Source organism: Pseudoalteromonas sp. J2K-J979 (assembly GCF_058169715.2).
The window spans coordinates 1,329,848-1,356,262 of the sequence record NZ_CM200281.1 but is presented as its reverse complement, the minus strand read 5'-3'; the positions used below and the strand labels follow the sequence as shown (position 1 = coordinate 1,356,262).

Sequence of the window (26,415 nt, the reverse complement as noted above, 5' to 3'; positions counted from 1 at the left end):
TATGTTTGTTGCAGATTTAACCTTCGATTGTTATGAAGAAACCACATTAGCCGCCGCAGAGAGTGCGATTATCCGTTTAGTGAATGCTCTGCGTTTTAATGGCCAAATCATCGGTGAAGAGTTCCCGACGGTGCTTAAAGATGGTTTTTTTGTCACGCGTGTTATGTGTCCTGAACAAGACTCCTTACATCCGCTTAATCATAGCCCTTTCGTAAAACATAGCCTTGAAAAACTCAATGAAGTAGGCCTCTTGCAACCCAAAGTCAAAATTATTGGCCAAGACATTCATGCAAATGGTTCAGATTGCTGTAACGAACCGTCTAGTTACATCCTCTACACCACTTATGTCCACACATGTAGCCCTTTATATTGCGGCGATGATTTTTTACCCGTCCCTCTTTATAAAATCCCTGCCATTGCCAATGGAGATTACAAAACACTTCTCAAATGGCAAGAAGATTGGCAAGCCTGTGATCAAATTCAAATTAATGGTGCAACACGTTGCGAGTTTCCAGCTTTAGTAGAATTATCAGATGTAGACAGTGACTTGTATCGTCGAGGCATGGATATTTGTAAACGCATTACGTATCTAACCAAAAAGCCGGTTTATTATTACTTATACCGTGTCGGAGGGAAAAATAAAGAGCTAGAAAGCCAACGCCTTTGCCCTAGTTGTGGTGGGCAATGGCGCTTAGAGGAACCTTGGTTTGATTTGTTCGACTTTCGCTGTGATACCTGCGCGATTGTATCGAATATGTCTTGGGACTATCAATAACGATAGTCTGCCTCACAATAACTTAAAAAATCAGCTAAATCGTGTGTTAAGACCTTATGCGGCTTTTTACCCACATATTCTAAGCACACATCTCCACTACTGCAATCAATTGACAACAACTGATCTTCTTCGTTTGTTAAGCCTATAAACACGGTCGGTGCTTGTTTTAATTTTAGTTTCATCAACACATGGCCTGTGATATTTTGCTGTAATCGCGTAAAGTCATCTTCACTCCACGCTTGTAACAGTTCAAACTGGCCAAAATGAGACGTCACCGGTAAATTATTACTATAAAATGAGCCATAAAACTGAGCTATACTCGGATGAAACGTCACTTCTAACGCCTTGGCCAGTTGCTCAAATTCTCCGGGGATGTCTCTTTGAACAGCCTGCCATTGAACCCAGCCATCGTTTTCAGACGCCATAACCTCACATGGACTCGGCCATTGTTCGTCATGCTCAATCAGAGGAGCACTTCCTGTGTGTGCAATGGCTTTATCATGCCATTGTGATAATAATTGTTTTAATACTTGTTGTACTGCCATGCTGTACTAGTTCTCGAGTTTCGCTACAATAAACGCGATTGTAACCACAAAATGATTATTATGACAGATTACGAAAATTCGCCTGAACTTAAAGGCACCTTACTTGGGCAAACAACAGAGTATAAAGATCAATACGATGCCAGCTTACTTTTCCCAATCGCCCGTAAATTAAATCGCGATGAACTCAATATTGATGAATGTGCTCTTCCTTTTTATGGAGAGGACACTTGGACCGGCTACGAACTCTCTTGGCTGAACAGTAAAGGAAAACCGCAAGTCGCTGTAGCTGAGTTTGTTTTCCCATGTCAAAGTAGTCATCTTATCGAGTCAAAATCGTTCAAGCTTTACTTAAATAGCTTTAATCAAACTCGCTTTAATTCCCTAGAAGCTATTCAAGAAGTGCTAGTTAAAGACTTAAGCGCGGGTTGTAACGCCCCTGTCGTAGTAAAAATATATGGCCCTGAAGCATTTAATTGCATCGAAAACACACCGATGCCAGGGATCTGCCTCGACAATTTAGATATTGAGGTTGATTGCTACGACTTGGATAAACAATTACTCCAACTTGATGGACGTCAAGAGTACGTCACAGAAACACTGCACAGCCACTTGCTTAAATCAAACTGTTTAATCACCTCACAGCCCGATTGGGCCAGTATTGTAATTCGCTATACCGGAAAGCAAATATGCCACGAAGGTTTACTGCGCTACTTAATTTCATTTCGTAATCACAATGAATTCCATGAACAATGTGTCGAGCGGATTTATTGCGATATTCAGCAACAATTAGGGATCAATGAGTTAGAAGTGTATGCACGCTACACTCGCCGTGGTGGACTGGATATCAATCCCTTTCGTTCAAGTAAGCAAAACAACACGGCTTTTACACTCAAAATTAACCGCCAATGAAACAATAAAAAAGCCACTTAACTTTGTGGCTTTTTTCAATTTTCAATCAATACAGGTTAGTTTCGGCTATTTTTTGGCAAAAGGACGAGAAGGAACTGATACAGCACACACATCCGTATAATTGGGGGTTTCAATAAACCAAGCTCCCGGTCGATTTCTACGCGCTTTTATCAGCTCTTTAAATGATGCCGAGTCTGTTTTCATTACTTCATATTTTGTAGTTAAATCGTTCACATCTGCGGCGACACGCATATTTGTGATCGGATTAAACGCGCGAGCAGCCGCTTTTGAAGCGTTATCAGGTTCTCGACTTAAACGCTGCAAATGTTCCATACCATCAATTACGCGCCCAAAAGCAGTGATATTGCGGTCGAGGTAGCGCAAAACTCCCAAAGACACATAAAACTCAGTCCCACCACTATTTGCCTCATTGCTGCGAGCCATTGCAAAAGTCCCCACACAATGTGTTTGCCACGTCTGGGTACTTTGTTGATTTTGGGCAACTGCAAATCCATTTAAAAACCCTGTTTTATCTGCGTAGCCATCTTGCGGATCCACCAGCGTCATAGCTAAAGGTGTGTTGGATGAATGGTAAAACTCAGCGTTTATCGATTTTTTAGCGGTCGTAATCTTTTTCGTTTCATTCGCATCACCTCCTTGTGCTACAAATCCCTCAACAAAACGATACATATTGAGCCCTTGATAAAACCCTTCTCGAGCGAGTTTCTTTATATTCTCAACATGGTTAGGTGCTAATAAAGGATTAAGCTCTATAACAACCGTACCCGTTGCAAGCTCAAGTAACAGTGTGTTATCTAAATCAAGTACACGCCAATCAGAGTCTGGGGCTTTAGCAATAATTTCACTTGGACTTCTGACTTTATCACTCCCAAGAGCAGTGCCTACATTTAAAGTTGTGGCTAGGCATAACACATAGCTGAGTGTTTTAAACTGTGTTCTCATACAATTCTTCTTATTATTGTTTTAAATACCAATAAATGGCTTCATCTCGAGGTGCTGTACTGGGTAACGTTTCATTTTCTAAATTAATAATACGCCGCTCAGCCAAATGTGCATTTTCAATTAAGGTTGCAAAGTGCTTATCAAATAACTGCTGCCAACTGCCGTCTCTTACCGCAACGTTCAGGCCATTAGTTAATGCGCTATGAAGCGCTTTATTTTCATTTGCAACAAAGAAATAGGTTGCTGAAGGGTAGCGGATCAGCACATGTTCATCAAACATAATTCCAGCATCAAGCTCAGTATCATTGAGCTCTAAAACACTTAGCGGTAAAGCGTCAAATCGGCCAAGTGAAAGCATGTTAAAACGCTGGTTAATATCACTAATTTGCGTTGTTTTAATGCCGTTTTCTTTAAAAATGGCTAAATCAGCCCAGTCAAACCCTAAGCCAAAGTTAATATTACGCATATCAAAACGGCTACTTATATTTGCGAATAAATCAGGCGTGTCTGCACGTATTAATGCAATTCGATAACCCAACAAGCCCTTATCGATTGGAATTAGCACAGCTTTCGCTTGCTGCTCAAGTTCATAGTTTGTCACATGCCAAGATAAGTCAATACCATGCTCTTTACCTAACAATCGAATGGCCCGCGTTTGACTTGGCACATTTTCAACCGCTTCACAGTGGTACTGTACGCCGGATTTCTCTAAAGCTAAAACGACCAATTCGCCAATATAATCACTCGCAGGGGCTGAAAAACGAACCTGTAAAGGCTGTTCTTTTGCAACCGCGCTGATTGCAGACAAGCAGAACATACTTAAACCGAGACACGTTATTTTCAGCCACATAGATTAATCCCAATCGAATTTATACAATATATCCAAAGCATTGTTCACCCCATTCGTCGCTTCAATATACAGCTGAGGCATAATTTGATACCGAACTGCAATCTCCGTAATGGGGTCGAATATACCTATGCTGTATCTCACCTTCACGCCAGGTAATACATAACCACTAATTTCAACCTTAGTATCATCACCTGAGCCTGTTGAACCAACCGCGATATCTTCAATGCCTATTGCCTCACCAAAACGACTGACCATGCCTTCACTGCGAGATAAGCCCTGGGTAATGAGCATTTGTGTCAACAAACCATCATTCGATGTGTCACCCTCCCCCAGAGGACGGCCATTGAGTAGATACGATAACGACATTGCTTGATCCATACTCGGCTCTGAGAAAATTTCCAACTGTGGGGTCTCAATAGGGCCTGTCAATTTGACTCCAGCAATGACTCCATCAGCTGTCGTATCAGGGTTGCGGATTGCTTTAATATTTAAATAAGGTTTATCGAGCGCCCCATTAAAGCCTATTTGACCTCTTTGAATTTGCAAGTCCTGCGATAAAGCTAAATATTTGCCAGACACTAAATTCATATCCCCTACAGCTAACAGTGGACTAAGTGCATTTTTTTTAAGATTAATATGCCCTCTGACCTTAGAGTTTAAGCCAAATGAATCAATTCGCACATCATCACGGACGATTAAGTCCAAATCGAGAATGTAATCAAATGGTAAGGATTTCTGAGTTTTTATTTGCGCGTCGACAATCACCTCATCATCCGATACTTTAACCGCCCCTTTTGGTAACGTTTTTAATTCTATTCGACCGTAAGGGACGACGACTTCACCAGACAGATTAAATCGTCGCTCAGAAAATGCGATGTGTACATCAGGGCTTAATTTTAACTTAATTCCTGTATCAGGCTGGATTAAGAGCTGATCCCCTTTTGCCTTAAAGTGCCCAGCTAAGTGCTCCGCTTGCCAATCTAATTGCCCGCTCACATTGGCCTGACCACCTTTAGTATCATAAAGTTGGGCCTGAATATCAGCTTGTTGCTGATTAAACTCTACCATCACTTCACTTTTATCGAGAGCAATCGGAAATTGAGTCCCGGCAATAGCAACATCATGTGCAATAACCCGTCCAGTTAAGTCCGGTTTAGCCAAAGTGCCTGCGATAGCGACATCTGCCGAAACACCGCCTTTTAATTGATCAAACTGCTTTAAAAAAGGTTTGAAGTTACTTAATTGCGTCTGCGAAAGGTTCAAGTGACCCACCAGATTTCGAATCCCCATTAAATCCGAAATTGTTAACTTAGAATTAAGCGATCCTAATAATGTGGAGTCAAGTTGAGCTGATAGCTGCGCACTGTTTGCATCTGCCAGCGCGGTGACTTGCGTCATTTCGAATGGAAGGTTAAACGTTTGATCATCTTGTCGCAGTGTTAAGCCAAACTCTTCACTGCGAATAGTCGCATCAAGCGAGGTCAGTTTGCGTTGTCGCCACTTCAAATCTAAACGACCTACAAACAAGCCCATCGCAGTGATTTCCGAGGGTAACAGGTGGTCTATTGAACGTAGGTTGAATTCTTTTAACGCTAATTTTATATGGCCATCTTGTGTATCAGCAGCGAGCTTATCCACACAGAGTGTTGAATAAATTGACTGCCAACAATGAGCTGCAATCGTTAAAGCTTGTTTTGACCAATTGACCGACAATCGCATCGGCGTTTCAACCGTGAAACGTTTTACATTATCTGAGACAAACAATTGAGCTAACTCGCCTTGCCAAATTTGATCTTGTCGTTTCCCCCTCAATGAAAACCCACTGCTCAACCAATCTGAGTCCAAATTAAAGACCCCTGTTTGAGAATATTCATTACCTTTAAGTTCAAGTGTTAATTCACGGATATGCTTTTGCTCAAATATAATGTTTGCCGCATTCACGTCGATTGTCGCCTCAAAATGATTCGCAATATCAACCCGACCAACCGAATCAAAGCGCTCAATGGTGATGTCTGGAGCATTAAACTGCTCAACTTCGAATTGCCAATCAATAAAAGGAGAGGCCCGTAGCCCATTGACTGAAAACTCACCACGAGCTAAACCTGATATCTCTGCTGATATTTGTTGAGGCTGGTGTAACGAAACAACGCCTTCAAGTTGCCATTCATCGGTCACGTTACCAACTAATTGCAGAAAATTATCTCCGCTACGGACATTTACACCCTCAAATTGGGCATGTAAACGCTCATCAATTACTGCGGCTATGTCAACCGAAAGCGGAATTTCATTCACTTCACCTTGCACGTCAAATTTCGATACATCCAGCTGCCAATGCTCAGCTTGTTGCACAAATTTAACCCGGGCTTCACCCTGAAGCTGACTTGAATAACCCGCCAATACTTCACTTAAATCTAGTTGAGTTAACGCCAACGATGCATCGGCACTAAGATCATTTTGCCAGTCGACCTGACCTGCTAATGTAATGTCACTCTTGGGAGTTTTGATCTGCGCATGCTCTAATTCAAATTGCGTCAATGAACCCTTGCCAGCTATGGCACTAGTCAGTTTTGCATAACCATTCAACTGGGCTTGTGCGCTTAATGACAATTGATAGTTATTTGCTTGGCCATCCATCGCTACGCTAGCTTCTGAAATAAAAATAGCCGGTTCGATCATGGCCAATTGCCAATTATTTATCGTTCCTTGCAAAGAAAAGGGATAATTAACATGGGTCAAGTCTGCACCTACGGTCAGAGAAAATGGATACTGACCAGCGTTATTCATTTTCACAGATAAGTCATGTAATGGGCCTTGCACAACAGTACTTAACTGATTGCTTTCATTTTGGATATTCATTGTTAAGGACAGCGAATTATCAGCAACTAGCTCTGCTTCTCCCACAATATGCAATTGTCCTTGAGGATGACGTAACGACAACGTGTCAATCGCGAGCGCTTGTTCATGTAATTGGGCACTTAAATGAATGTCAGATATTGCAACTACTGGCTGCGGGTTCTCAAATTGAAAAGACGCTACACTGACATCCTTTGCCACCACTAACAGAGGACTATACAATTCAAAATTCGCCAGTGCTGGCAATTCAGTTAAAGGCGATGTGTCCGTTTTTGGCTTAGGCGACTCATCAACATAAATCAGCTCTTTTAGCCGAACATAACTAAGCGTGAGCGTACTTTGCTCAGCATGCAATTTCACAGCTAATTGCGCCGCTTTAACTTGCTTAAACTTGCCTTGTTGTAATCTAAAATGAGCAACCGTTAATGAATCAAGCGTTAAACTAAATGGTAGTTCAATTAACTCTGATTCAGGGATAATGACAATCGGTTTACTAGCAAGTGCCTGCGGTGTAGAAAAGCGTTCAATATCTTGCTCTACTTCAGGTGGGGAATCAGGTAATTGCACGACCAACGACTGCACACTGAGGTTATTTATACACACATCTTCGCAAAACCAATCTAAGCCCAAACGGATCTGAGATGCGTTAACCTGAACACCTTGGTGCTGATACCTAACAGAAAAAGGTTTGTTATCGAAAAATCGGGTATTTCGGATATCAATATGCAAACCAGCCACCAACTGGTTTGCAGACCAAGCAATGAATTGATTACCGGGAATGGTAAACAACACGCAAAATAAGAGAGTGAAAATCGTTACAACAGGCCAAAACAACCAGTGACGCAAACGGCGAAACCACAGACGAATCATATTTCAGGCCCTATGGTAATACTTAAGCGGGCAGGTTTATCTGGATCACTGACAGCCCATGCAGTATCTAGTCGAACGGGTCCTACAGGCGTTAACCACCGTAAGCCAATTCCCGCCCCCACGGAGAGATCTTCACTAAAATCATTGGTCGCTGTCCCGGCATCAACAAATACCGCTGCACGCCAACTTTTTGCAAACTGGTAATTGTACTCAAAGGTACCTGTAGTCAGATACCGTCCCCCCACTAATTCGTCATTTTCGCGCGGAGAAACCGATTCATATTGAAAGCCACGAATACTTTGATCACCACCTGCGAAAAAACGCATCGAGACAGGCACACTGGTAATATCATCGACCAAAATAGCCCCTAATGTCGCTCTTGAAAAAAACAAATGACGAGTATCGTAAGTTCTGAGAATGGCTGTCTGTAATTGAATTTTCAGTAAATCGGTGCTTGAGATCAGCTTTTCGCTACCCGCTTCCAAAGTAAAGTTTAATTGTTGCCCCCAATAAGGCGTCATGCCACCGCGCGCTTTCTTGCGAGCGTAACTCACCCCTGGTAATAACATTTCTGTTTTATCCGCTTGTTCGCCTAACATATAATCCTCGCGCTCATATTTCAGAAACGCAGTCCGGATCCAGTTATCGGAAGTTAACCATTGCCGCTGGATTTGTGTTGTTAATTTTGCAGTTGTTTTATTGATTTCTGGATTATCTTCTCGCAAATAACCGGCGACATAACGCCATACATCATCGATTGGGTTTGCAACTGGCACGGTGTAAGAAAAGCGGATTTCTTGTTCTATTTCGGATAGTTCTAAATTGCTGTCAATATAATGACCTCGTTCGCCATGCCAAGGACGACTCCATTTAAATCGAGCTTTCGCTCCTAAATCCGTCGAAAAACCTCCACCAACTTCATAACTATTGGCTGGTTTATGAAGTATTTCGACCACCACGGGAACAACTCCTTGGGCTCGTTTACTCACATCAGCATGCACACGGACACTTTGAAAATAAGGGGTGTTGCCCAAATCAAGGTTGAAATGCGCTAATTGTTCGGCTTTAAAGGGATCATTGAGTTTAAACGGTTGTAAACCCCGGATAAAATCCCCTGCTGGCGTGTCACTTTTTACCTGTACAGGCCCGAATTTGTAACGCACCCCACTCTCTAAATGTAAATGAATATGTGCGCTATTGGTCGCTAAGGTTACAGCCAGTTCAGATTGGCTCCATTGAGCATCAAAATAACCAAGCTCTAAGATAATACTTCTCACTTTGTCTTTACTTGCACTGTAATCACTGTGATTAAGAACCTGGCCTTGCACCAAAGGTAACGTTTTCACAACAGCCATAAATTCTGGATCGTGTTGTGCTTCCCCATTGATGACGACATCTATTCCAGCAATTCGAGTCACCGGCCCTCGGGCTATTTCAAGCTCAACAACCGTCGTCGTTTTTTTACTAACGAACTTAGTTTTAATGGTCGGCTGATAATAACCAAGCGCTTTAAGAGCATGCCTAGTTTGTTGCTCGATATGTTGCTTTATGTACGGTGAAGGTTCGGCTTGCAAAGTTTCGCTTAGGTAACTCAGCACATTTTCTTCAAGTGCGCTATCGAGCCCTTTAATTGAGTACTTTTCGATTGGCAGCTCACTCGCACTGATCGCCAAAGAAAAAAAACATAAATAAAACCAAGTGAGTCGCAACAAAAAAGCAATCCTTACAGAAAAACGAAGCGAAAAAACAAAACAATTTTATCATATAAAATCAGTAAAATGAGCCTTTTATGTTCGCAATTGTAATCCATGAAAAATAATCGATGCTTTTTTTACAACGACGCTTTTTATTTTGATTAAATTCTAAGACAATAGCGGCTAATTCGAATTACTGAGTACCTGAGATGCAATTTCCTGATGATGACAATGGGCAATTATTAGCCGACATGGCGGACGCAGGTTTAGACTTGGCACAAGTCCATACCGTTGATTTTTTTATTCTATTTGAGCAAAAGCCTGATGCCGAGTCTTTCATCACCCTTATCGAAACAGATGAGCTTGCGCCTAGTACTGCGTTGCAAAAATGCCCAGACACAGGGGTGTGGGAAGTGATTGCATCAGTCAAAATGGTGCCAGATCACACGTTATTGGGCCAAACTGAGCAATATATTGAAAGCCTCGCCAATCCTAAAAATGGCTACGGTGATGGATGGGGTATTTTGGGCGATGATTTAAACGAGTAACCTCAACCATCAATCTATGTAACCTCAGATCTGCATAAGAATTAAAGCCGAGTCACTTTTATACTCGGCTTTTTAGTCTGAAAAGTATAGGCAATTAATCCAGCCATTAAATTAACCATAAATGAGATGCAGCTGCGGTGCCTTGTGTGGTCTATTTGAGCCATATTTTTCAGCTGGTCGAAAACTGTTTCAATGATGAAACGCTTTGATAACATCGCTCTATCCCAAGATGATATTGGCTGACGTTTCATATTACTTCGTTGACCTGTAATAAAATCAATGCCTTGCTCAGCAAGTTCCGCTTTTAAGTTTGCAGATACATAACCTTTATCAGCGTATAAACTACCTGTAACATTATCAACCATATCTAATACCGGCTGTCTATCATCAACATTCCCAGCTGTCACTTTTACAGCTAATAAACCCCCTTCATCATTCATGATGAGGTGAAGTTTAAAGCCATAAAACCAGCCCATTGTTCCTTTGCCTCGTTTGGCTTCTCCCGCGAAAACTTGGTGACGAGGAATACGCATGTTGTGACACACCTTGAGAGAAGTGGAATCGATAAATGCAATGCCTGTTGGTTTATCAAAGCGCTGCTTCAGATAGCTGCACAGAGCAGGTAACGTGGCCTGAAGTAACTTCAACATACGTGTATAACTGACTAAATCAGGAAAATAATGTCGCCAATACTGATAAACAAATTTGGTGTAGTAAGTTTTAAAATCGCGATAACCTGATTGATGAAAAGCAATTAATATAGTCATCACTTCGCTAGAGGATAGTCGAGATGGCTTAATGCGTTGCTTTTCACCTGATTCTATTAGGTGTTTAAGCCATTGAGGTTCAAACAATAAACAAAAATCATCGACATCTACGTAAATTGCATCTAAGTTATTCATGCCCTTGCCTCGGTAATCTTATGTTTCTTGGTCGAAAGATCTGATCACCGCAAGGGCATTTAGTTCCATTTCTTATGTGCAGCTCAGGTTATGTAAGGCTCAGCGCTCTTGGTGAGCCTTACGGTATGCTCCCTCATAATCAAATATTTTTTCTGCTATTTTCCAACCAAACTTTGCTTTTCGAGCAATTACAAAATCAGGGGCAACTAGCGCCTCGGCGACTCGTAATACTTGAGTCACATCAGTAAACTCGACTGGTATTTGCCCTTGCCCCATTCGCTGACCAAATTGCTGATTAAAAATATACAATGCAGCTTTCACTGCAAAATTAAACACCTCATCACAACTGGTTCCTGCCTCATCAAAGTACGTGATTTTTATTTTATCCTCTCCAACAGCTGTGGCAGTAAGCCCCGCACAGCGTAAAACCAGTGCATCTTTCAAGTTAAGTGCTGCACGTAATTTATCGTCGGGATCCACCAACAATTCATGGCAATCATGGCAAACACGCGCTGCGATATCGTTTTCAGCTCCACAGTGATCACACTCTTTAAAACGAAAACGATAATCACATTGCTGACTCTGCTGTAACTCATCATCAATTAATAACCCTTGGCATCGGCGGCCAAAATGCTCGATGACTTGCCCCTTTTCGTCCGTTTTCCCCCAAAATGTATTGGCAAAGCCACAGCCTGGGCACATCACTTGTACCGGTTCGCTGTCAGTACTTGGTTTTTTTGCCCCCACTTCAGGATAGAATAAATCAAATCCATTACCTGCATAATCAATGACTAAGCAATCTGTTTTTCCCGGACTTAACCGCAGCCCACGCCCAACAATTTGCTGGTACAAACTGACTGATTCCGTCGGACGTAAAATCGCAATAAAGTCCACATGCGGCGCATCAAACCCAGTTGTGAGTACTGATACATTGACTAAAAACTTGATTTTTTTAGCCTTAAAATCAATAACAATCCTGTCACGAACGGCGTTATCAGTTTCACCTGTTACGAGCACCGCTTGATGGTTGACCAAATAGCGCATAATTTCTTTTGCATGCTCAACTGTAGCTGCAAAAATCATTACTCCTTGTCGCTCGTCGCTTAAACTGATCACTTGCTCAATAATGGCTTTTGTCGCTCGTTGATTTCCTTTGAGCATGCGGTTTAAATCTGTGCCGCTGATCCGTCCAAAACTATCATGTGGTAACGCCGCAAAGTCATAATGGCTAATTGCCGCATCTAACACCTCTGGGGGCGTTAAAAACTTGTGTTTAATCATATAACGTAACGGTAACTCATAGATACACTTCACAAACGGGCTTTGTGCTGTGCCCCTGACAAAACCGTGATAGTGATGGTGATAAATCCATCCCATCCCTAAACGATAAGGAGTGGCCGTTAAGCCTAATATTTTTAACTCTGGATTAAGTTGCTGTAGTTTTGAAATCAATCGGTTGTATTGAGTTGTCTCACTGTTATCAACACGGTGGCATTCGTCAATAATCAACAACGAATAGGGTTCGTCGAGTTGCGCTAGGTTCGCACTGAGCGATTGTACACTGGCAAAGGTCACTTGCGCTTTGAGCGATTTTTGTTTTAAGCCTGCAGAAAACACACTCGCTGTCAGGCCATAACTCTGATATTTTTCGCAGTTTTGTTCTACTAGCTCTTTAACATGAGCCAATACCAGTATTTTGCGTTTCGCTAAGCGTGCTAATTCAGCGATCACTAAACTTTTACCTGCGCCAGTCGGTAAAACTATCACCGCAGCATCATTGGTTTGCCTAAAATGGCTCAGCGTATTATTAACAGCTTCTTGCTGATAAGGACGAAGAGTGTAGATAATCTGACCTTTAGAGTTAAATCGTTCACATCACTAGTATATCGTGTCTCAAAATAGATAAAAATATCTAATCTGAATCAGCAGTTTAATTCATTTGTGAACAACGGATTATTAAAGGTAATCTGGTTAACCCTCTGATAAAAAAGGAACGAACATGACAATTAAGGTCCGTCACAGTGCCGCCAGTGATATCGATGGTATTTTTGCCATCATTTCACAAAAAAGTTGCTACAGTAATACCCTTCAGCACCCCTTTGCTAACAAAGAGAAATGGATTAAACGACTCACAAATATGCCCGATAACTGGTTAAGTTTAGTGGCTGAAATTGATGGCCGGGTGGTGGGTCAACTTGGCGCTGAGAACTACACCAACCCACGCCGACGTCATGCCTGTAATATTGGCATGATAGTGTGTGAATCAGCCCGAAACCAAGGAGTAGGTCATGCTTTATTAAGCGCCTTCATTGAACTCGCGATCCAGTGGATGGGGATTAGCCGAATCGAACTCGAAGTCTATACAGATAATGAAGCGGCTCTGGCTCTTTACGAAAAAAATGGCTTTGTGATTGAGGGCACCGCAAAAAACTATGCTCTAAAAGCAGGTGTCTATGTTGACTCATACTTAATGGCGCGCACGCTTTAGTGCGCACCGCACATCAAGGTGCAGAATCAAACCCCAACATACGCCAGAACTGATAATATCAGTTATTAATTCACTCTTACTCAATGAATTAACCACTTAACCGCTATTTTTACCGCTCATCATTTTCAATGAACGGCAAACAAAGAGGCTTTTATACTTGCGCCAATACTTAAGAAGCCAACCCAATAACAATAGTGAGTTAACAATGAAAAAATCTTCTTTACTAACCGTATGCGCAACCGCAGTTTTTTTAACCGGCTGCAATGTCACTGTAGAAACAAACACTGCACAATACGATCCTGAAATAATTGCCTCAGGCTCATCTGATTGGGAGTTCAATCCACAAACAGGCGAATATGAACTAACCAAACCGGTATTTTCGACCACAATTAAAACTCGCACCTTTGAGCTACCTGAAAACTTAAACACTAATCAACATTAGTTACGAAACAAAGAAACTAAACGAAGTTAACTATTGAATAAAGCCCGTATGATAATTATGAACTTAACTCGTCAATTCAAACCAGAGGTGCTTTGATGGAAGCCGATATTTTTCTTCAGGGACTCGGGCGATTTTTGCGATTTATCATCGTTGATCTCATTGTCGAAGCACTTTTATATTGGACTGGACGAGTTTGTTTATATTGCCTAACCCAAGGAAATCCCCCAAGAAATACTGAAAAACACGTTAATAGCTGTGTTTTTCTTGGCATTGTATTTTGGCTCATCATCATTACCAGTTTGGTCACATGGTTTAGCTAGCTAATTATTAAAAAATAAAATTGATAATTTAAACTAAATGATGTGCCAAAGCCCTTCCATAAACTCCCTTAAATAATATGGATGCTGAAGGCATGCATACGCCCTTAGGCATCTTTAGACATAATGTCTCGCTGATATTGAAAGACTTCTTCAAGTGGTAACTCAAACACCAGCGCAATTTTAAAGGCCACTTCTAAAGTCGGAGAATACTTATTCGCTTCAATAGCCATGACCGTTTGCCGAGTGACACCGATTGCGTCCGCGAGTTGTTTTTGCGTCATTTCATTGTGTAAAAAACGCAATGTACGAATTGAGTTGCTGATATTGCTACTCATAAATATTACCCGTCCGACCTTTATAAAGTTGTGTAGCGTAATTCACAATTTCAGCAATTATAAACGCCCCCACCATGATATGTAACGGTAAATGTGGGATGTGATACTCGAGCGGTGTGATGTTTTGTGCTTCAATTTGATACTGAAAAATGGCTACGCAGATCCCCACTTGAAGAATATATGCAGTGTATTTATAACCCACTAGACTAATTTGCTTTTCGCGCACATCAAGCGGATCGTTAAGCTCGTTATCGGTTGCAAACGCCAATAAAATATAACTGACCACCATCAAAATCACTGAGTAGATAATGACTTGGAGTAACAAACCTGAGAGCCATGTGGCTGAAGCGAGCTGCTCAGGCGTAGCCTTCAAAACGCTGCCAATATAAAAATAACCTATATACAGACACGCCAGTAAATCAACACTGAGGGTCACTTCTCTAAAACTGATGCTATTTAACCAGTCTTTGAACATTTCTTTTCTAGTCATTTATCTTTTACCTTGAGTTAAAAATTTTTAACATAGCCAAGCTTAGTTGCCTTACCACTACAGTGTCAAATATTTTTTACTTTAAGTGAAAGTTATTTAACTTTAAGTACCTGAATAACTCGTTTTGCTCATCAATGCCCTGCCCTTAACTGGGTATTAGAAGTAAAAGTAAAACGACTCATCAGCTATCTTGCATAAAATAATTCACTCTCCAAATTGCTTAACCCGACTTTATATTCAAAGTAAAAAATCACTAATTTATTTTTTAATTCAAGCGATTATATTGATGTTCATATTTGACCTATGCACAAAATTGGGTATTTTTAAACACATAGATTGATAAAACGAGTTAAAAGTAGATTGCATTTATTTGCCACAACTGCAATGATAATGATTCTCATTACAGTTGTGGCAAATGATTTATGACTAGTGAAAAAGCGTTTTGCTTATATATTCAACGACTGCGTTATTTTAATTTAAAATCCCGTTGTCCAGAACTCTGCGTGGCCAACTTCATTGAAGCAAGTTTATTGCTCGCGCGATGTTACGAAAAAGAACAGTGTATTTTACTGCAAGAGTTGTTTTTACGACGTACATTTTACGATTTACTCAATAAGTATTGTGATCCATTACAAACCCAACGGATGCGTAAACAGTGCTTAGACCAAATCTACAAGCCGATGATCGCTTTAAAACGGTTTTATTTGCGTAACGACACATCAAAACAAAAATACTTACAACTCGTACAAGAAATGCGAGTGCTCAGCCACGAATTTAACCCTTACTAAGGATCTCCATGAATAAGCCATTAACCCGAACCGAACACGATAGTATGGGCGAGCTGCAAGTCCCCATTGACGCACTTTATCAAGCGCAAACACAGCGTGCAGTCAATAACTTTACCATCAGCAAGTTGACCCTACCCCATACGTTTATTAATGCATTAGCTATCATAAAGTTATCAGCAGCCAAAAGTAATCATCAACTTGGGCTCTTGTCGCAAGAGACCAGTGTGGCGATTGAGTCTGCCTGTCAACAAGTACTCAGTGGCCGTTTTTATGATCATTTCCCAGTTAATGTGTTTCAAACCGGATCGGGTACCAGCAGTAACATGAATGCTAACGAAGTCATTGCAACGTTAGCAACACAGCACAGTGGTCAAACGGTGCATCCAAACGATGATGTGAACATGGGTCAAAGCTCAAATGATGTGATCCCCACGGCCATTCAAGTGAGTGCTGTTCTTGCCATCAACGAACAACTGAAACCTGCAATCGAACAATTAAAACAACAACTCACAAAAAAAATCACTGAGGTCGGAGCTATAATCAAAACAGGTCGTACCCATTTAATGGATGCAATGCCTGTTAGTTTTGCCCAAACATTAGGCGCCTGGCTGACACAAGTCGAACAAGCCGAAATCGGGATCGACCACTCTCTAAAGCAGCTAACGCAGCTTGGCCAAGGCGGGACTGCTGTTGGCTCTGGGATTAATGCTCACCCTGAATTTGCCAGTATATTTAATCAACATATAACTACTGTCACTGCCGTAAACTTTAGCCCCAGCAACAACTTTTTTTACAACATTGGCAGCCAAGATGCGATCGTCGCGCTTTCTGGGCAGCTGAAAGTATTGGCTGTGGCACTGACAAAAATAGCCAATGACTTGCGCTGGATGAATAGTGGCCCACTCGCAGGTTTAGGCGAAATTAGCCTACCCGCATTACAGCCTGGCTCTTCGATTATGCCAGGAAAAGTCAACCCAGTGATCCCTGAAGCTGTTGCTATGGCCTGTGCTCAGGTCATAGGTAATGACACCACAGTAACTATTGCGGGTCAATCAGGTAATTTTGAGCTCAATGTGATGTTACCTGTGATTGCCTACAACATTTTGCAAACGATAGAATTACTCAGTGGCAGTTGTCAGTCGATTGCTGATCAAGCCATTGCTGGCTTTACGGTCAATGAAGCTACGCTCAACCAAGCTTTAAGCCGTAACCCTATTTTAGTTACAGCATTAAACCCGATCATCGGCTACGAAAAAGCGGCCAGTATCGCCAAACATGCCTATAAAACAGGGCAAGCTATTATAGATGTGGCTGAGCAGCAAACTGACTTAAGCCGCGATGAACTCACCAACCTGCTTAATCCAACACAGTTAAGTAAAGGGGGGATCCAACAAAGTTAATTGCAATTTTAGCTGCTTATTAAGCTAAGCTGCAAAACAGATCAAAGCTGTATTTTCAACTTAGTGATCGTCTCAAATGTGGGTTAAGTAAGTCACAAGACGTATTTAACCCTTCTCTTTTCAAAGCGGATGCGTTTTATTGCCTTTTCATTGATTACAAACGCTATTGATACTGCGCAGAGGTAATAAACTGCTCGAACGTTTCGCACCAGACAATCACTGAGGTGTAATTATCAGGCGAGATATGTGCAGGAATTGTGACTAAAAAATCATTAAAAGTTTTCACGCTCGACACTTCAACCATCGTTGATTTCAAGCGCTTAAAATCCGTTTCAGTTTGCACAAATTGCGGTGAAAAGTACAACCTGTAATCTGGCCCAGGTGCAAGCGTGCCCGAAAACGCCACCGAAGTAGAGCTAATAAACAGCTCGCCTTCACCAAAGTGTAACCAATCGCTGTCTTGTAAACCTCGGACAAATTCGCTGCTAAAACGAGCGTTTTTTGTAACGTTTAAAAGCTCAGCTTCAGAGGGGGAAGCAGGAGCCATCAGTATAGGTAACGTATAAACTCCACTCGCAAACGCAATTACTGCCACAGTAATATGACTGAAAAATAATGCTATTTTGGCACGTTTACTCATTTGCTTCCTCCTAATCACGATCGGTGAACTCGTTAACCCATAGATATTTCATCTATTCATATTATACACAAAACAGAGCTAAGGATGTTTACGTCGACTTGGCTCAGTAAGATGCAAATAGCGCGTATACGTATCTTTTGGTCGCTCAAGTCCATGTGATGCTAACACCCGTGAGGCCATGCCTCGATGGTTACTGCCATGGGTCAGTAAATGCTGTAAAATTTCACTCACCGTGAGTCGCCCATGTTCGCCGTCGGTAAATTTAAACTGAATATTTCGCAGCAATTCTTGTGGACTGACTTGCAATGTGTAGTCAACAAGCCATTGATCATGCATACTCATGGTTTGTTGTAACTGATTAAGCGTTGGTGTTTCATCGGTATTATCACTCGTATAACACTCAGCAGCGCCACTTATTCGACTGATGAACAAGCTATCCACAACCGTTGTATGGTTTAAAATCCGAATAAAAAAGCGAGCCTCGTCTTGTGGAAGTTGCCCGATCTGCGGCTCTGCGCAGTTCAACAACTGCGAGTTAGCCCACTGTTTGTATTTAAATGCAGTAACAAAGTCCATTTCGCCTCTTGTATTATTGGTTTAGTTATTTTTATTTTATCGGGTTAACCTCAACACTGGCAATTCTATTTCTTGTCCAAATGTTTTAGCCAAAACGAAGATTAATTAACGAACCATCTTACTGATCTATCTCTAAAATACACCCTCTTTATCGATTTAACCCTTATTAAAAGTGAGCTTTTAGCAACAACAGTTTGAGTATTTACACTAACCCTCTTGAATTTTAAAATTTTCGACGTACACTTGTGCGCTGAAATTTAAGCTAACACTTGTACGCTCAAAATGAATTTATTAAATAAAATTACAAACACAACTGCAAAGATTTTGTTTCATACATCTTCACTGAAGGCGTATTTAGAACCGTTAATCCAGCAAATAAAGCCTGAATGGCGAGCTCACTATTACCGCGCAAAAGTGATGAAAATCGTACATTTACGCGCGCAGTGTATCAGCTTGGAACTCAAGCCTGAGCGTTGCTGGCCATCTCATCATGCTGGCCAACATGTGCTACTGACGGCGCAAATCAATGGCCGCTTAATGACTCGCGCATTTTCTATCTCGTCAAGTGAAGGCCAAGCCAATCATGAAAACCGCATTCGATTATCCATTAAAATCAGTGAAGAAGGCGCATTTACAGGTCAGCTATTAGCCCATTTAGATCAAGGTAGCTTTGTTAATATCAGTGCCCCACAAGGGGCATTCAAAATTGCCCCGCATAAGGCCCCACTCTACATGGTGGCTGCAGGCTCAGGAGTGACTCCCTTTATGGCTATGCTTCATAGCGTATATGAACGTCAAACAGGCACTCGGCGTCCAATTCATTTACTGTACTTTGCAAAACCAGATCAACACTTATTTGCCGATGAACTCACTACGCTCGCGTCTCAGCATAAAAGCTTTAATCTTAGATTGCTTGCCCGATTACAAGGCGATTCATTGGCTATTGCGCTAGAAGGTTGCGCGGCTTCAGATCAAGTAATGATTTGTGGTCCTGCAGATTTTAAACACCACGTTGATAACGAACTTAATCGACTTCATCATGATCCTGCACAGCGCCAAGCAGAATATTACCAGCCTCCTCTTATCACTTCTGACAAACCTAGCGATAGTTCGCGTATTGCGATCACTGTCAATCATGCTGGTAAACAACAACAAGTTCATACCCATACTGACAATATATTACTCACAACGTTAGAGCAGCAAGGTATAAAAGCAAACTTTGGCTGCCGGATTGGAGTCTGTCACCAATGCCAGTGTGTAAAAAAGTCAGGGGTTGTGAGACACCTTAAAACAGGTCAGCTATCTCAGAATGGCGAGCAATTAATTCAACTTTGCGTCAGCCAAGCCGTCACCGCGTTAGAATTGGAACTTTAGAAATGAAAGACATTAATTACCCATTGTTAGCGGATGAGCTCGATACATTGAAAAAAAACACCTTAGCCAAAGTAGGCACTCAAGATGCGCGTTATATCCGGAAAATAATTGCTTACCAACGCTTATTTGAATGGAGTGGCCGAGTTTTACTAATGCTGGGCTTCATTCACCCTATTTACTGGCTTGTTGGAGTTGTGAGTCTAGCAACCGCTAAAATTCTCGATAATATGGAAATTGGTCATAACGTTATGCACGGTCAATATGATTGGATGAACGACCCCCATATAAACTCTCGTCAATTTGAATGGGATATTGCCTGTGATGGTAAGAGCTGGCAGCGTATTCACAATTATGAACATCACACATACACGAATATTATCGGCAAAGATCGGGACTTCGGATATGGATTATTACGACTATCCAATGATTTTAAATGGCGTATAAAAAACCTCTGGCAATTTATAACTTATATTAATCTCAGTTTATTATTTCAGTGGGGCGTGTCATACCACGAACTCGCTGCTGAACGTGTGTTTATAGGTCGGAAGAAACAAGACCGCGATTCGAAAGTTCAACCTTCACAATTAAAACGCGCTTTTTTCTCAAAAGGCGGTAAACAGCTATTCAAAGATTACCTATTATTTCCGGCTCTAGCCGGCCCGTTATTTTTATGGGTTTTAAGTGGCAATTTAATTGCAAATTTACTACGCAACTTATGGACTTCAACCATTATTTTCTGTGGTCATTTTACCACTGATGTCCATACTTTTAATGCTAAGGACTGTGAAGACGAAAGCCAAGGACAATGGTATTACCGTCAAGCTTTAGGCTCATCTAATATCCAAGGAGCTAAATGGTTCCATATTTTAACCGGGCACCTGAGCTTTCAGATTGAGCATCATTTATTCCCTGATTTACCTTCCTCACGTTACCAAGAGATGGCGCCAAAAGTACAAGCCATCTTTGCTCGTCACGGTATCCCCTATAATTCAGGACACTTTTTTAAACAATATAGCCAAGTTCTAAAACGTATTTTACGCTATTCTTTTCCTTAATAAAGACGAGCAGTTATTTTAAGCAATAAAAAAGGAGCTATCCGCTCCTTTTTTATTGCACATTAACACTAAGCTTATACTAGGTATTGTTCAAGTAATACACCTTCAAACGCTTTAGGACGTTTTCCACGCCCAGACCATTCAAATGTTTCACCATCACGAGTAATGCGGTACTTTGCTTGTACTTTCGCACGTTTATCTTGTGCACCACTGTCTACTAAATCATCCACTGTTAATCCTTTTTCTTTTAACAATGCCAACACTTCCTGTTTAGCTTGCTCCTGGGCTTGACGCTCTCCCAGCGCATTTTCGATTAATACTTTTGCTTTTTCTAAATCGCTAAATGAAGCATCTTTAATAAATGATTTAATATCTTTCATTGTGACCGGCTACCTTTTAAATAATTTCGATGATTATAAGGTAGCTCTTAAAATAATAAAAGGTCAAATCTATTGACCTTTTATTACTAACTATTCTTAAATATTCTGTATTATATTTAAAATAACATTAACGCTGTCACTATATATAAAATAATCGTTAATCCCCCCGCGACTAAGGTATAAGGCAACTGAGTTTTAACATGTTCAATATGCTCGCAACCACTCGCTATTGATGCCACTATCGTACTATCAGAAATCGGCGACGAGTGATCGCCAAAGACCCCACCTCCAAGCACTGCTGCTACTAAGAATGCCGGCGGCAAACCTGTATGCAATGATAATGGTACAGCTATTGGGATTAAAATAGCAAAGGTTCCCCAAGAAGTACCTGTGGCAAAAGCCATAATACCAGCAGTTATAAATAGCAATGGGGCCAACCCTATTTGGGCAACCTCAACCGACATAATACCGCTCACATATATCCCCGTCCCAAAGGCTTTAACCGCATCTCCAAAAGAAAAGCTTAATACGAGCACCACCACCGCAGGAAGAAGCTGCTTAATACCGGCACTTGAGTAATTAAACCAGCTTTTAATAGTGACAACTTTATCAATAAATAATAATGCACTGAGCGTAATAAATGCCGTTATCACTGCCCACATCACTGAGAATGAACCCGAACCTCTGCGCAAATCGCCTTCGCCAGTGATGTATAACAAAATCAAGGTCACAATAACGATTAATCCCATCGGCACTAACATATAGCGAGTTTTGCCCATTGTTGAGACTTGTTGATCTGCTGTTTCTTCGACTTTGCTTGAAGCATATTTCAACGGGCCAAATACTCGCGTCGAAATAGCAGTATAATAAACCATAACCAACACGATAATTGGGTAAAAGTTATACCCTATGGTTTGGATTAAAATACCAACCGTATCTGTTAATGCATAACCATCTAGCAAACCTAAAACGTATGCACCCCAACCATTTATCAACAATAAAATACTCACGGGTGAGCAGGTTGAATCAATTAAAAATGCTAACCGAGCACGCGAGAGCCCATATTTATCAAATACACTTTGACTCGCGATACCAGCGGTAAACATGCTCAAATTTGAATCAGTAAAAATAGAGGTGCCGATAATACTCGGTAATAAACTGGCTTGACGCTTATTTTTAACCCAATGACGTTCTGATAATGCTGCAATAAAAGCATTGACGCCACCCGATTGTTTAATCAGCATTAATATTGCACCTATTAATAAACTGAAAATAATAATCCGTTGATTTGATGCGCCAGAAAACACCCCGATTAATGTATCACTGGTCGTTAATATACTTGCAACAGGATTGAATTGTGCTTGCATCAAGCCAGTTAATAGGAGCCCCACCGCCAGTGCTTGAATCGCACTTTTTCGCCAAATAGCGACAAAAATAGCCACGATGGGTGGCAACAATGTATAAATTGAATCTTGCATCTGGAATCTCGTTTTTATTGTTATGCATACAACAGTGCGCTTATTATTTCATAAGCGCGCGGGGGTCAAAACTAAATTGTGTTGGATTACCGAATATGACTCAAATAAGCTAGGTAATCATCATCTGTTTGGATATGCTGCAACAGCCATGTTGGATCATAATACGTATTTAAATAGCGTTCACCTGAGTCACAAATCAACGATACGATTGAACCTTGTTGACCATCCGCCTGCATTCGCTCGGCTAACGCAAGCACTCCGACCAGATTAGTGCCGGTTGAAGGCCCGACTTTTCGACCCAATCGATGATTTAGCCATTGCATCGCGGCAATACTCTGTCCATCGGGCACTTTTTGCATCTCATCAATCACGCCTGCAATAAAAGACGGTTCAACCCTTGGTCGGCCAATCCCTTCTATTTTACTGCCTGTTTTAGAGGTTATCGACACATCACCGTGTTGGTAGAAATCATAAAAAACTGAATGTTCAGGATCCGCCACCATTAATTGGCTGTTCAGACCCAAATAACGTATATATCGTCCTATGGTGGCTGACGTTCCACCTGTCCCAGGGCTCATCACAAACCACCGAGGTTCAGGAAAGCGTTCTTTTTGCATTTGTTCAATCATACTCTTTGCAATGTTGTTATTGCCTCGCCAGTCTGTAGCACGCTCTGCATAAGTAAATTGATCCATATAATGGCCACCAAGCTCTTCTGCAAGACGTCGTGAAGCCTGATAAATTTCGTTTGTATTATCGACTAAATGACATTGCCCCCCATAAAACTCGATTTGTTTTATTTTTTCTGCGGCCGTTGTTCTTGCCATCACGGCAATGAATTTTAATCCTAACATTCGTGCAAAATAAGCTTCTGAGACTGCTGTCGAACCTGACGAAGATTCAATAATTACCGTATCTTGATTAATCCAACCATTGCACAATGCATATAAAAATAGCGAGCGCGCTAAACGGTGCTTTAGGGAACCCGTGGGGTGAGTACTTTCATCTTTTAGGTAAATATCGATGTTGGGGTAACATGCTAAAGGTAAGACAATTAGGTGTGTATCAGCTGAACGTACATAATCGGCTTCAATTTTGGCTATGGCTTGATTTATCCAATCTCGTTTCATAATCCCTCTTAGCGCGTCAGTCAGCGCGGGTTCAGTTTAAAATAACTACTATCAATACAGCGTTAATATTTTATGTTATGTTGCTCTTATAATTACAGTTACAGTCAAAAGGAGTCGCTATGAAACATTTACTCGTTTCGCTCTGCGTTTTATTGTTAGCCGCTTGCGCTAAAACACCTGATTGGGATTACGACAAATCAGTTACCTTCTCTAATTATAAAAGTTTCGCGTGGATCCCTAATGCCAGCTTAACGAAAAACACCAATAATTACCAAATTAGTCCATTGATGGAACAACGGGTCAAAAATGCAGTTAATCAAAACTTAGCGGGCTTAGGATTAGCTAAAAGTGACGAACAAAACGCCGATTTATTAGTGAATTACCATGCTGCTGTTGATACTAAAGTGGAAGTCGATACTTTTTCTACAGGCTATGGTGCTCGCTGGGATTATTGGGGAATGGGCTACCAACATCATACACAAACCACTAATTATGAAGTCGGTACACTGGTTATTGATATTATTGATAGAAAAACAAACCAGCTAATTTGGCGTGGTGCAAAAGAAGGACGCTTGAAAAAGAATCAAACTCCAGAGCAACGTACTGCCACAATTAATACCACTGTTGCTGCTATTTTAAGTAATTTCCCTCCCCAATAAATCTCATGCACGCGCCATCATCTAGTGTGATGGCGTGTTCTGTTTAACTTGTCGCTTGCTCTAGCACAGTTAAGGTGTCTAACGCATAGGTTGGGCCTTGACCGCAAATAAAATCATCATTAGTAAACTGACTACAGACTTCAGGACGTTCAGGTTGGCCAAAAATCTTACATAAATTTCTATCATCTAGCTGAATACAACGCACTCCGGCTGGTTTTCCGTTAGGCATGCCAGGAATCGCAGATGAAATAGAAGGTGCGATACAGCATGCCCCGCAGCCCACGTTATGGCTAGACGAAATACAGGGAGACCAATCAGTAATGGCAATGAGTAAAGGATCTGAATTCATCAACGCACCTATTGTTAAACTGAGGCGCTATTGTAATACCCTCAACAATTTTTAGCTATGCATCAATCATTGAACTTGGCAGTGGCCAAGGCTTTGAATGATGCGCCAACTTCACATAACACCTCTTTTTAGCCCGTCATTTTTATTAAGAACCTAATCTAATTACCTGTTTTTAAAACAAAAATATCTATTCTTAATCCTCTTACTTTTTGCAGTAAAATAATTTCCCGTTCCTTAAACTCATACTCAATTTTAAAACACTATATAAATCATCACGATATAAATAGATGATAACTAAAAAGTAAATTTAAAATAAAAAAACAAACAGTTTGTTACAACTTCAAGCAGTTTGTAAACATCATATTGCTTATTATAAAGGGGTCATCAATATAAGTAATAAAGGAAGTCATCGTGGCTACTAAAAAACAAATTTTTATACCGCTGAGCATCGGTATCATCGCAATTGCAGTTGCGTCAACGCTGATTGCAATGAAAAAACCACCCGAAGAAAAAGAAGAAACAGTTATCTTGCCTCTGGTTAAAACCACTGCAGCAACGGTAGAAACGGTATCTCTTGATGTGCGTTCCCACGGCCTAGTCATGGCCAAAGACCAGACCAAATTGGTTGCACAAGTTTCAGGTCAAGTTGTCTCTGTGTCCCCTTTATTTGAGCAAGGTCGTTTTGTTAAAAAAGGGGAAGTCTTAGTTAGAATCGACCCCAATGATTACGAAGCCGCATTAACTGAAGCCGATGCGAGCTTAGCGCAGGCACGCTCAGCACTCGAAATTGAGCGAGCTCAGGCGCATGTAGCACAAAGCGAATGGGATCGTATTAGTAAAAATTCGAATGAAGCCATTCCATCTGAGTTGTATTTAAGAAAACCACAATTGGCCGAAAAGTTGGCCCGTTATCGCGCAGCCGAAGCAGCGGTCAAACGCGCTAGTCGTAATTTAGAGCGTACTTACATCAAAGCACCGTACGATGCGATTATCTCCGAACGTGATATCAGTTTAGGCAGTGTCGTCAATCAAGGTAGTACGTTTGGAGTCGTCAATGCGACACAAGTTGCTGAGATCCGTTTACCTGTACCAGACAAAGATCTACAGTACTTAGTCAATAGCGGCCTTGGTGCTAAGGTTCATTTATCAGCGAACTATGCAGGGCAATCCGTTACTTGGCCCGCCAACATTGTTCGCAGTGAAGGCGTTATCGATAACAAAAGTCGCATGACTTATCTCGTTGCTCAAGTCAACGACCCCTACGCGCTGACAACAAATGAGCAAAAACCACTGCGCTTTGGGGCGTATGTCAATGCCACCATCGAAGGTGTAAAAGTAGAACAAGCCACTCGCATTCCTCATCATCTGGTAAAAAATAACCGAGTTGCTATTCTCAATGCGGATAATACTTTGAGCTTTCGAACCGTCGATATTGTGCGAGAACAAAACAATATGGTTATCACCCAAGCGGGCCTACAAGCAGGAGAAAATATTATCACTTCCGCTCTAGAATACCCGACAGAAGGGATGAAACTGGATCCTGAATTCAATAAATCATTAGAAACAGCCAACACTACGCAACTTGCCATGAAGGAAGATTAA

At 41.3% G+C, this 26,415-nt stretch carries 26 protein-coding genes; 11 read left to right on the top strand and 15 right to left on the bottom strand.

The annotated features are described in order from the left end of the window. The first annotated feature begins 1 nt into the window (after window position 1). On the top strand, window positions 2-775 hold the full coding sequence (locus AC3KVK_RS06275; RefSeq protein WP_490313583.1) for a Zn-ribbon-containing protein: 774 nt from the start codon (window positions 2-4) through the stop codon (window positions 773-775). Here the strand turns inward: AC3KVK_RS06275 and syd are convergent. Then, entirely contained in the window at window positions 769-1,320 is a 552-nt protein-coding gene (gene syd, locus AC3KVK_RS06270) for a SecY-interacting protein (RefSeq protein WP_490313584.1), read from the bottom strand. The two genes, AC3KVK_RS06275 and syd, sit on opposite strands and share 7 nt — an antisense overlap. 60 nt (window positions 1,321-1,380) lie before the next feature. Here syd and queF point away from each other — a divergent pair, with 60 nt between their 5' ends. Then, window positions 1,381-2,229 carry an NADPH-dependent 7-cyano-7-deazaguanine reductase QueF gene (gene queF / locus AC3KVK_RS06265; protein ID WP_490313585.1) on the top strand — a complete coding sequence of 283 codons (849 nt, stop codon included), beginning with the start codon at window positions 1,381-1,383 and terminating at the stop codon, window positions 2,227-2,229. 66 nt (window positions 2,230-2,295) lie between these two features. On the opposite strand, the gene AC3KVK_RS06260 is transcribed toward queF, so the two are convergent. From AC3KVK_RS06260 to AC3KVK_RS06245, 4 genes are read right to left on the bottom strand one after another with little or no spacing between them, the layout of a single operon-like run. Continuing rightward, a complete protein-coding gene (locus tag AC3KVK_RS06260; protein ID WP_490313586.1) occupies window positions 2,296-3,192 on the bottom strand; it encodes a peptidylprolyl isomerase in 897 nt (298 codons plus the stop codon). Window positions 3,193-3,205: 13 nt separating this feature from the next. After that, on the bottom strand, window positions 3,206-4,042 hold the full coding sequence (locus AC3KVK_RS06255; protein WP_490313587.1) for a type 2 periplasmic-binding domain-containing protein: 837 nt from the start codon (window positions 4,040-4,042) through the stop codon (window positions 3,206-3,208). A 3-nt stretch (window positions 4,043-4,045) separates the two neighbouring features. After that, entirely contained in the window at window positions 4,046-7,765 is a 3,720-nt protein-coding gene (gene tamB, locus AC3KVK_RS06250; RefSeq protein WP_490313588.1) for an autotransporter assembly complex protein TamB, read from the bottom strand. Further along, on the bottom strand, window positions 7,762-9,477 hold the full coding sequence (locus AC3KVK_RS06245) for an autotransporter assembly complex protein TamA (RefSeq protein ID WP_490313589.1): 1,716 nt from the start codon (window positions 9,475-9,477) through the stop codon (window positions 7,762-7,764). The genes tamB and AC3KVK_RS06245 overlap by 4 nt, the downstream gene beginning before the upstream one ends. A 191-nt stretch (window positions 9,478-9,668) precedes the next feature. On the opposite strand from AC3KVK_RS06245, the gene AC3KVK_RS06240 reads away from it, so the two are divergent. Beyond that, the gene (locus AC3KVK_RS06240) at window positions 9,669-10,007 is read left to right on the top strand and encodes a ribonuclease E inhibitor RraB (protein ID WP_490313590.1); all 339 of its coding nucleotides are present in this window, start codon (window positions 9,669-9,671) and stop codon (window positions 10,005-10,007) included. 41 nt (window positions 10,008-10,048) lie between these two features. Here the strand turns inward: AC3KVK_RS06240 and AC3KVK_RS06235 are convergent, their stop codons facing one another. Both AC3KVK_RS06235 and radD read right to left on the bottom strand, forming a co-directional pair. Then, window positions 10,049-10,909: an IS982 family transposase gene (locus tag AC3KVK_RS06235; RefSeq protein WP_518526932.1), complete on the bottom strand. Its 861-nt coding sequence runs from the start codon at window positions 10,907-10,909 to the stop codon at window positions 10,049-10,051. A gap of 99 nt (window positions 10,910-11,008) precedes the next feature. After that, complete coding sequence (gene radD, locus AC3KVK_RS06230) at window positions 11,009-12,757, bottom strand: DNA repair helicase RadD (RefSeq protein ID WP_490313412.1); 1,749 nt, start codon at window positions 12,755-12,757, stop codon at window positions 11,009-11,011. A gap of 151 nt (window positions 12,758-12,908) precedes the next feature. On the opposite strand from radD, the gene AC3KVK_RS06225 reads away from it, so the two are divergent. Next, entirely contained in the window at window positions 12,909-13,397 is a 489-nt protein-coding gene (locus AC3KVK_RS06225) for a GNAT family N-acetyltransferase (protein WP_490313384.1), read from the top strand. Window positions 13,398-13,602: 205 nt separating this feature from the next. Continuing rightward, a complete protein-coding gene (locus AC3KVK_RS06220; protein WP_490313385.1) occupies window positions 13,603-13,839 on the top strand; it encodes a hypothetical protein in 237 nt (78 codons plus the stop codon). A 424-nt stretch (window positions 13,840-14,263) separates the two neighbouring features. Here the strand turns inward: AC3KVK_RS06220 and AC3KVK_RS06215 are convergent, their stop codons facing one another. Together AC3KVK_RS06215 and AC3KVK_RS06210 are read right to left on the bottom strand one after the other, a co-directional pair. Next, window positions 14,264-14,494 carry a helix-turn-helix transcriptional regulator gene (locus tag AC3KVK_RS06215; RefSeq protein ID WP_490313386.1) on the bottom strand — a complete coding sequence of 77 codons (231 nt, stop codon included), beginning with the start codon at window positions 14,492-14,494 and terminating at the stop codon, window positions 14,264-14,266. Beyond that, complete coding sequence (locus AC3KVK_RS06210) at window positions 14,487-14,984, bottom strand: hypothetical protein (protein WP_490313387.1); 498 nt, start codon at window positions 14,982-14,984, stop codon at window positions 14,487-14,489. The genes AC3KVK_RS06215 and AC3KVK_RS06210 overlap by 8 nt, the downstream gene beginning before the upstream one ends. A gap of 422 nt (window positions 14,985-15,406) precedes the next feature. Between AC3KVK_RS06210 and AC3KVK_RS06205 the strand changes: the two genes are divergently transcribed. Further along, window positions 15,407-15,772, top strand: coding sequence for a hypothetical protein (locus AC3KVK_RS06205; protein WP_490313388.1), 366 nt, complete (start codon window positions 15,407-15,409; stop codon window positions 15,770-15,772). 8 nt (window positions 15,773-15,780) lie between these two features. Continuing rightward, on the top strand, window positions 15,781-17,172 hold the full coding sequence (locus tag AC3KVK_RS06200; protein ID WP_490313389.1) for a class II fumarate hydratase: 1,392 nt from the start codon (window positions 15,781-15,783) through the stop codon (window positions 17,170-17,172). 163 nt (window positions 17,173-17,335) lie between these two features. Here AC3KVK_RS06200 and AC3KVK_RS06195 read toward each other — a convergent pair whose 3' ends face one another. Together AC3KVK_RS06195 and AC3KVK_RS06190 are read right to left on the bottom strand one after the other, a co-directional pair. After that, window positions 17,336-17,812 carry a DM13 domain-containing protein gene (locus tag AC3KVK_RS06195; protein WP_490313390.1) on the bottom strand — a complete coding sequence of 159 codons (477 nt, stop codon included), beginning with the start codon at window positions 17,810-17,812 and terminating at the stop codon, window positions 17,336-17,338. Window positions 17,813-17,890: 78 nt separating this feature from the next. Next, a complete protein-coding gene (locus AC3KVK_RS06190; protein ID WP_490313391.1) occupies window positions 17,891-18,388 on the bottom strand; it encodes a DinB family protein in 498 nt (165 codons plus the stop codon). A 282-nt stretch (window positions 18,389-18,670) separates the two neighbouring features. Between AC3KVK_RS06190 and AC3KVK_RS06185 the strand changes: the two genes are divergently transcribed. Together AC3KVK_RS06185 and AC3KVK_RS06180 are read left to right on the top strand one after the other, a co-directional pair. Then, on the top strand, window positions 18,671-19,762 hold the full coding sequence (locus AC3KVK_RS06185; protein WP_490313392.1) for a flavin reductase family protein: 1,092 nt from the start codon (window positions 18,671-18,673) through the stop codon (window positions 19,760-19,762). Between the two features lie 2 nt (window positions 19,763-19,764). Further along, window positions 19,765-20,817 (top strand): fatty acid desaturase family protein, encoded by a 1,053-nt coding sequence (locus AC3KVK_RS06180; protein WP_490313393.1) that lies wholly within the window; start codon window positions 19,765-19,767, stop codon window positions 20,815-20,817. Window positions 20,818-20,891: 74 nt separating this feature from the next. Here the strand turns inward: AC3KVK_RS06180 and AC3KVK_RS06175 are convergent, their stop codons facing one another. The 3 genes from AC3KVK_RS06175 to AC3KVK_RS06165 form a co-directional block, all read right to left on the bottom strand. Continuing rightward, window positions 20,892-21,197 (bottom strand): H-NS family nucleoid-associated regulatory protein, encoded by a 306-nt coding sequence (locus tag AC3KVK_RS06175; RefSeq protein WP_490313394.1) that lies wholly within the window; start codon window positions 21,195-21,197, stop codon window positions 20,892-20,894. Window positions 21,198-21,313: 116 nt separating this feature from the next. Then, entirely contained in the window at window positions 21,314-22,675 is a 1,362-nt protein-coding gene (locus AC3KVK_RS06170; protein ID WP_490313395.1) for a Na+/H+ antiporter NhaC family protein, read from the bottom strand. An 86-nt stretch (window positions 22,676-22,761) separates the two neighbouring features. Continuing rightward, window positions 22,762-23,805 carry a PLP-dependent cysteine synthase family protein gene (locus AC3KVK_RS06165; RefSeq protein ID WP_490313396.1) on the bottom strand — a complete coding sequence of 348 codons (1,044 nt, stop codon included), beginning with the start codon at window positions 23,803-23,805 and terminating at the stop codon, window positions 22,762-22,764. Window positions 23,806-23,924: 119 nt separating this feature from the next. Here AC3KVK_RS06165 and AC3KVK_RS06160 point away from each other — a divergent pair, with 119 nt between their 5' ends. Next, window positions 23,925-24,464, top strand: a complete 540-nt coding sequence (locus tag AC3KVK_RS06160) for a DUF4136 domain-containing protein (protein ID WP_490313397.1) — start codon at window positions 23,925-23,927, stop codon at window positions 24,462-24,464. Between the two features lie 43 nt (window positions 24,465-24,507). On the opposite strand, the gene AC3KVK_RS06155 is transcribed toward AC3KVK_RS06160, so the two are convergent. Next, on the bottom strand, window positions 24,508-24,813 hold the full coding sequence (locus tag AC3KVK_RS06155; RefSeq protein ID WP_490313398.1) for a YkgJ family cysteine cluster protein: 306 nt from the start codon (window positions 24,811-24,813) through the stop codon (window positions 24,508-24,510). 411 nt (window positions 24,814-25,224) lie between these two features. Here AC3KVK_RS06155 and AC3KVK_RS06150 point away from each other — a divergent pair, with 411 nt between their 5' ends. Beyond that, window positions 25,225-26,415, top strand: a complete 1,191-nt coding sequence (locus AC3KVK_RS06150) for an efflux RND transporter periplasmic adaptor subunit (protein WP_490313399.1) — start codon at window positions 25,225-25,227, stop codon at window positions 26,413-26,415.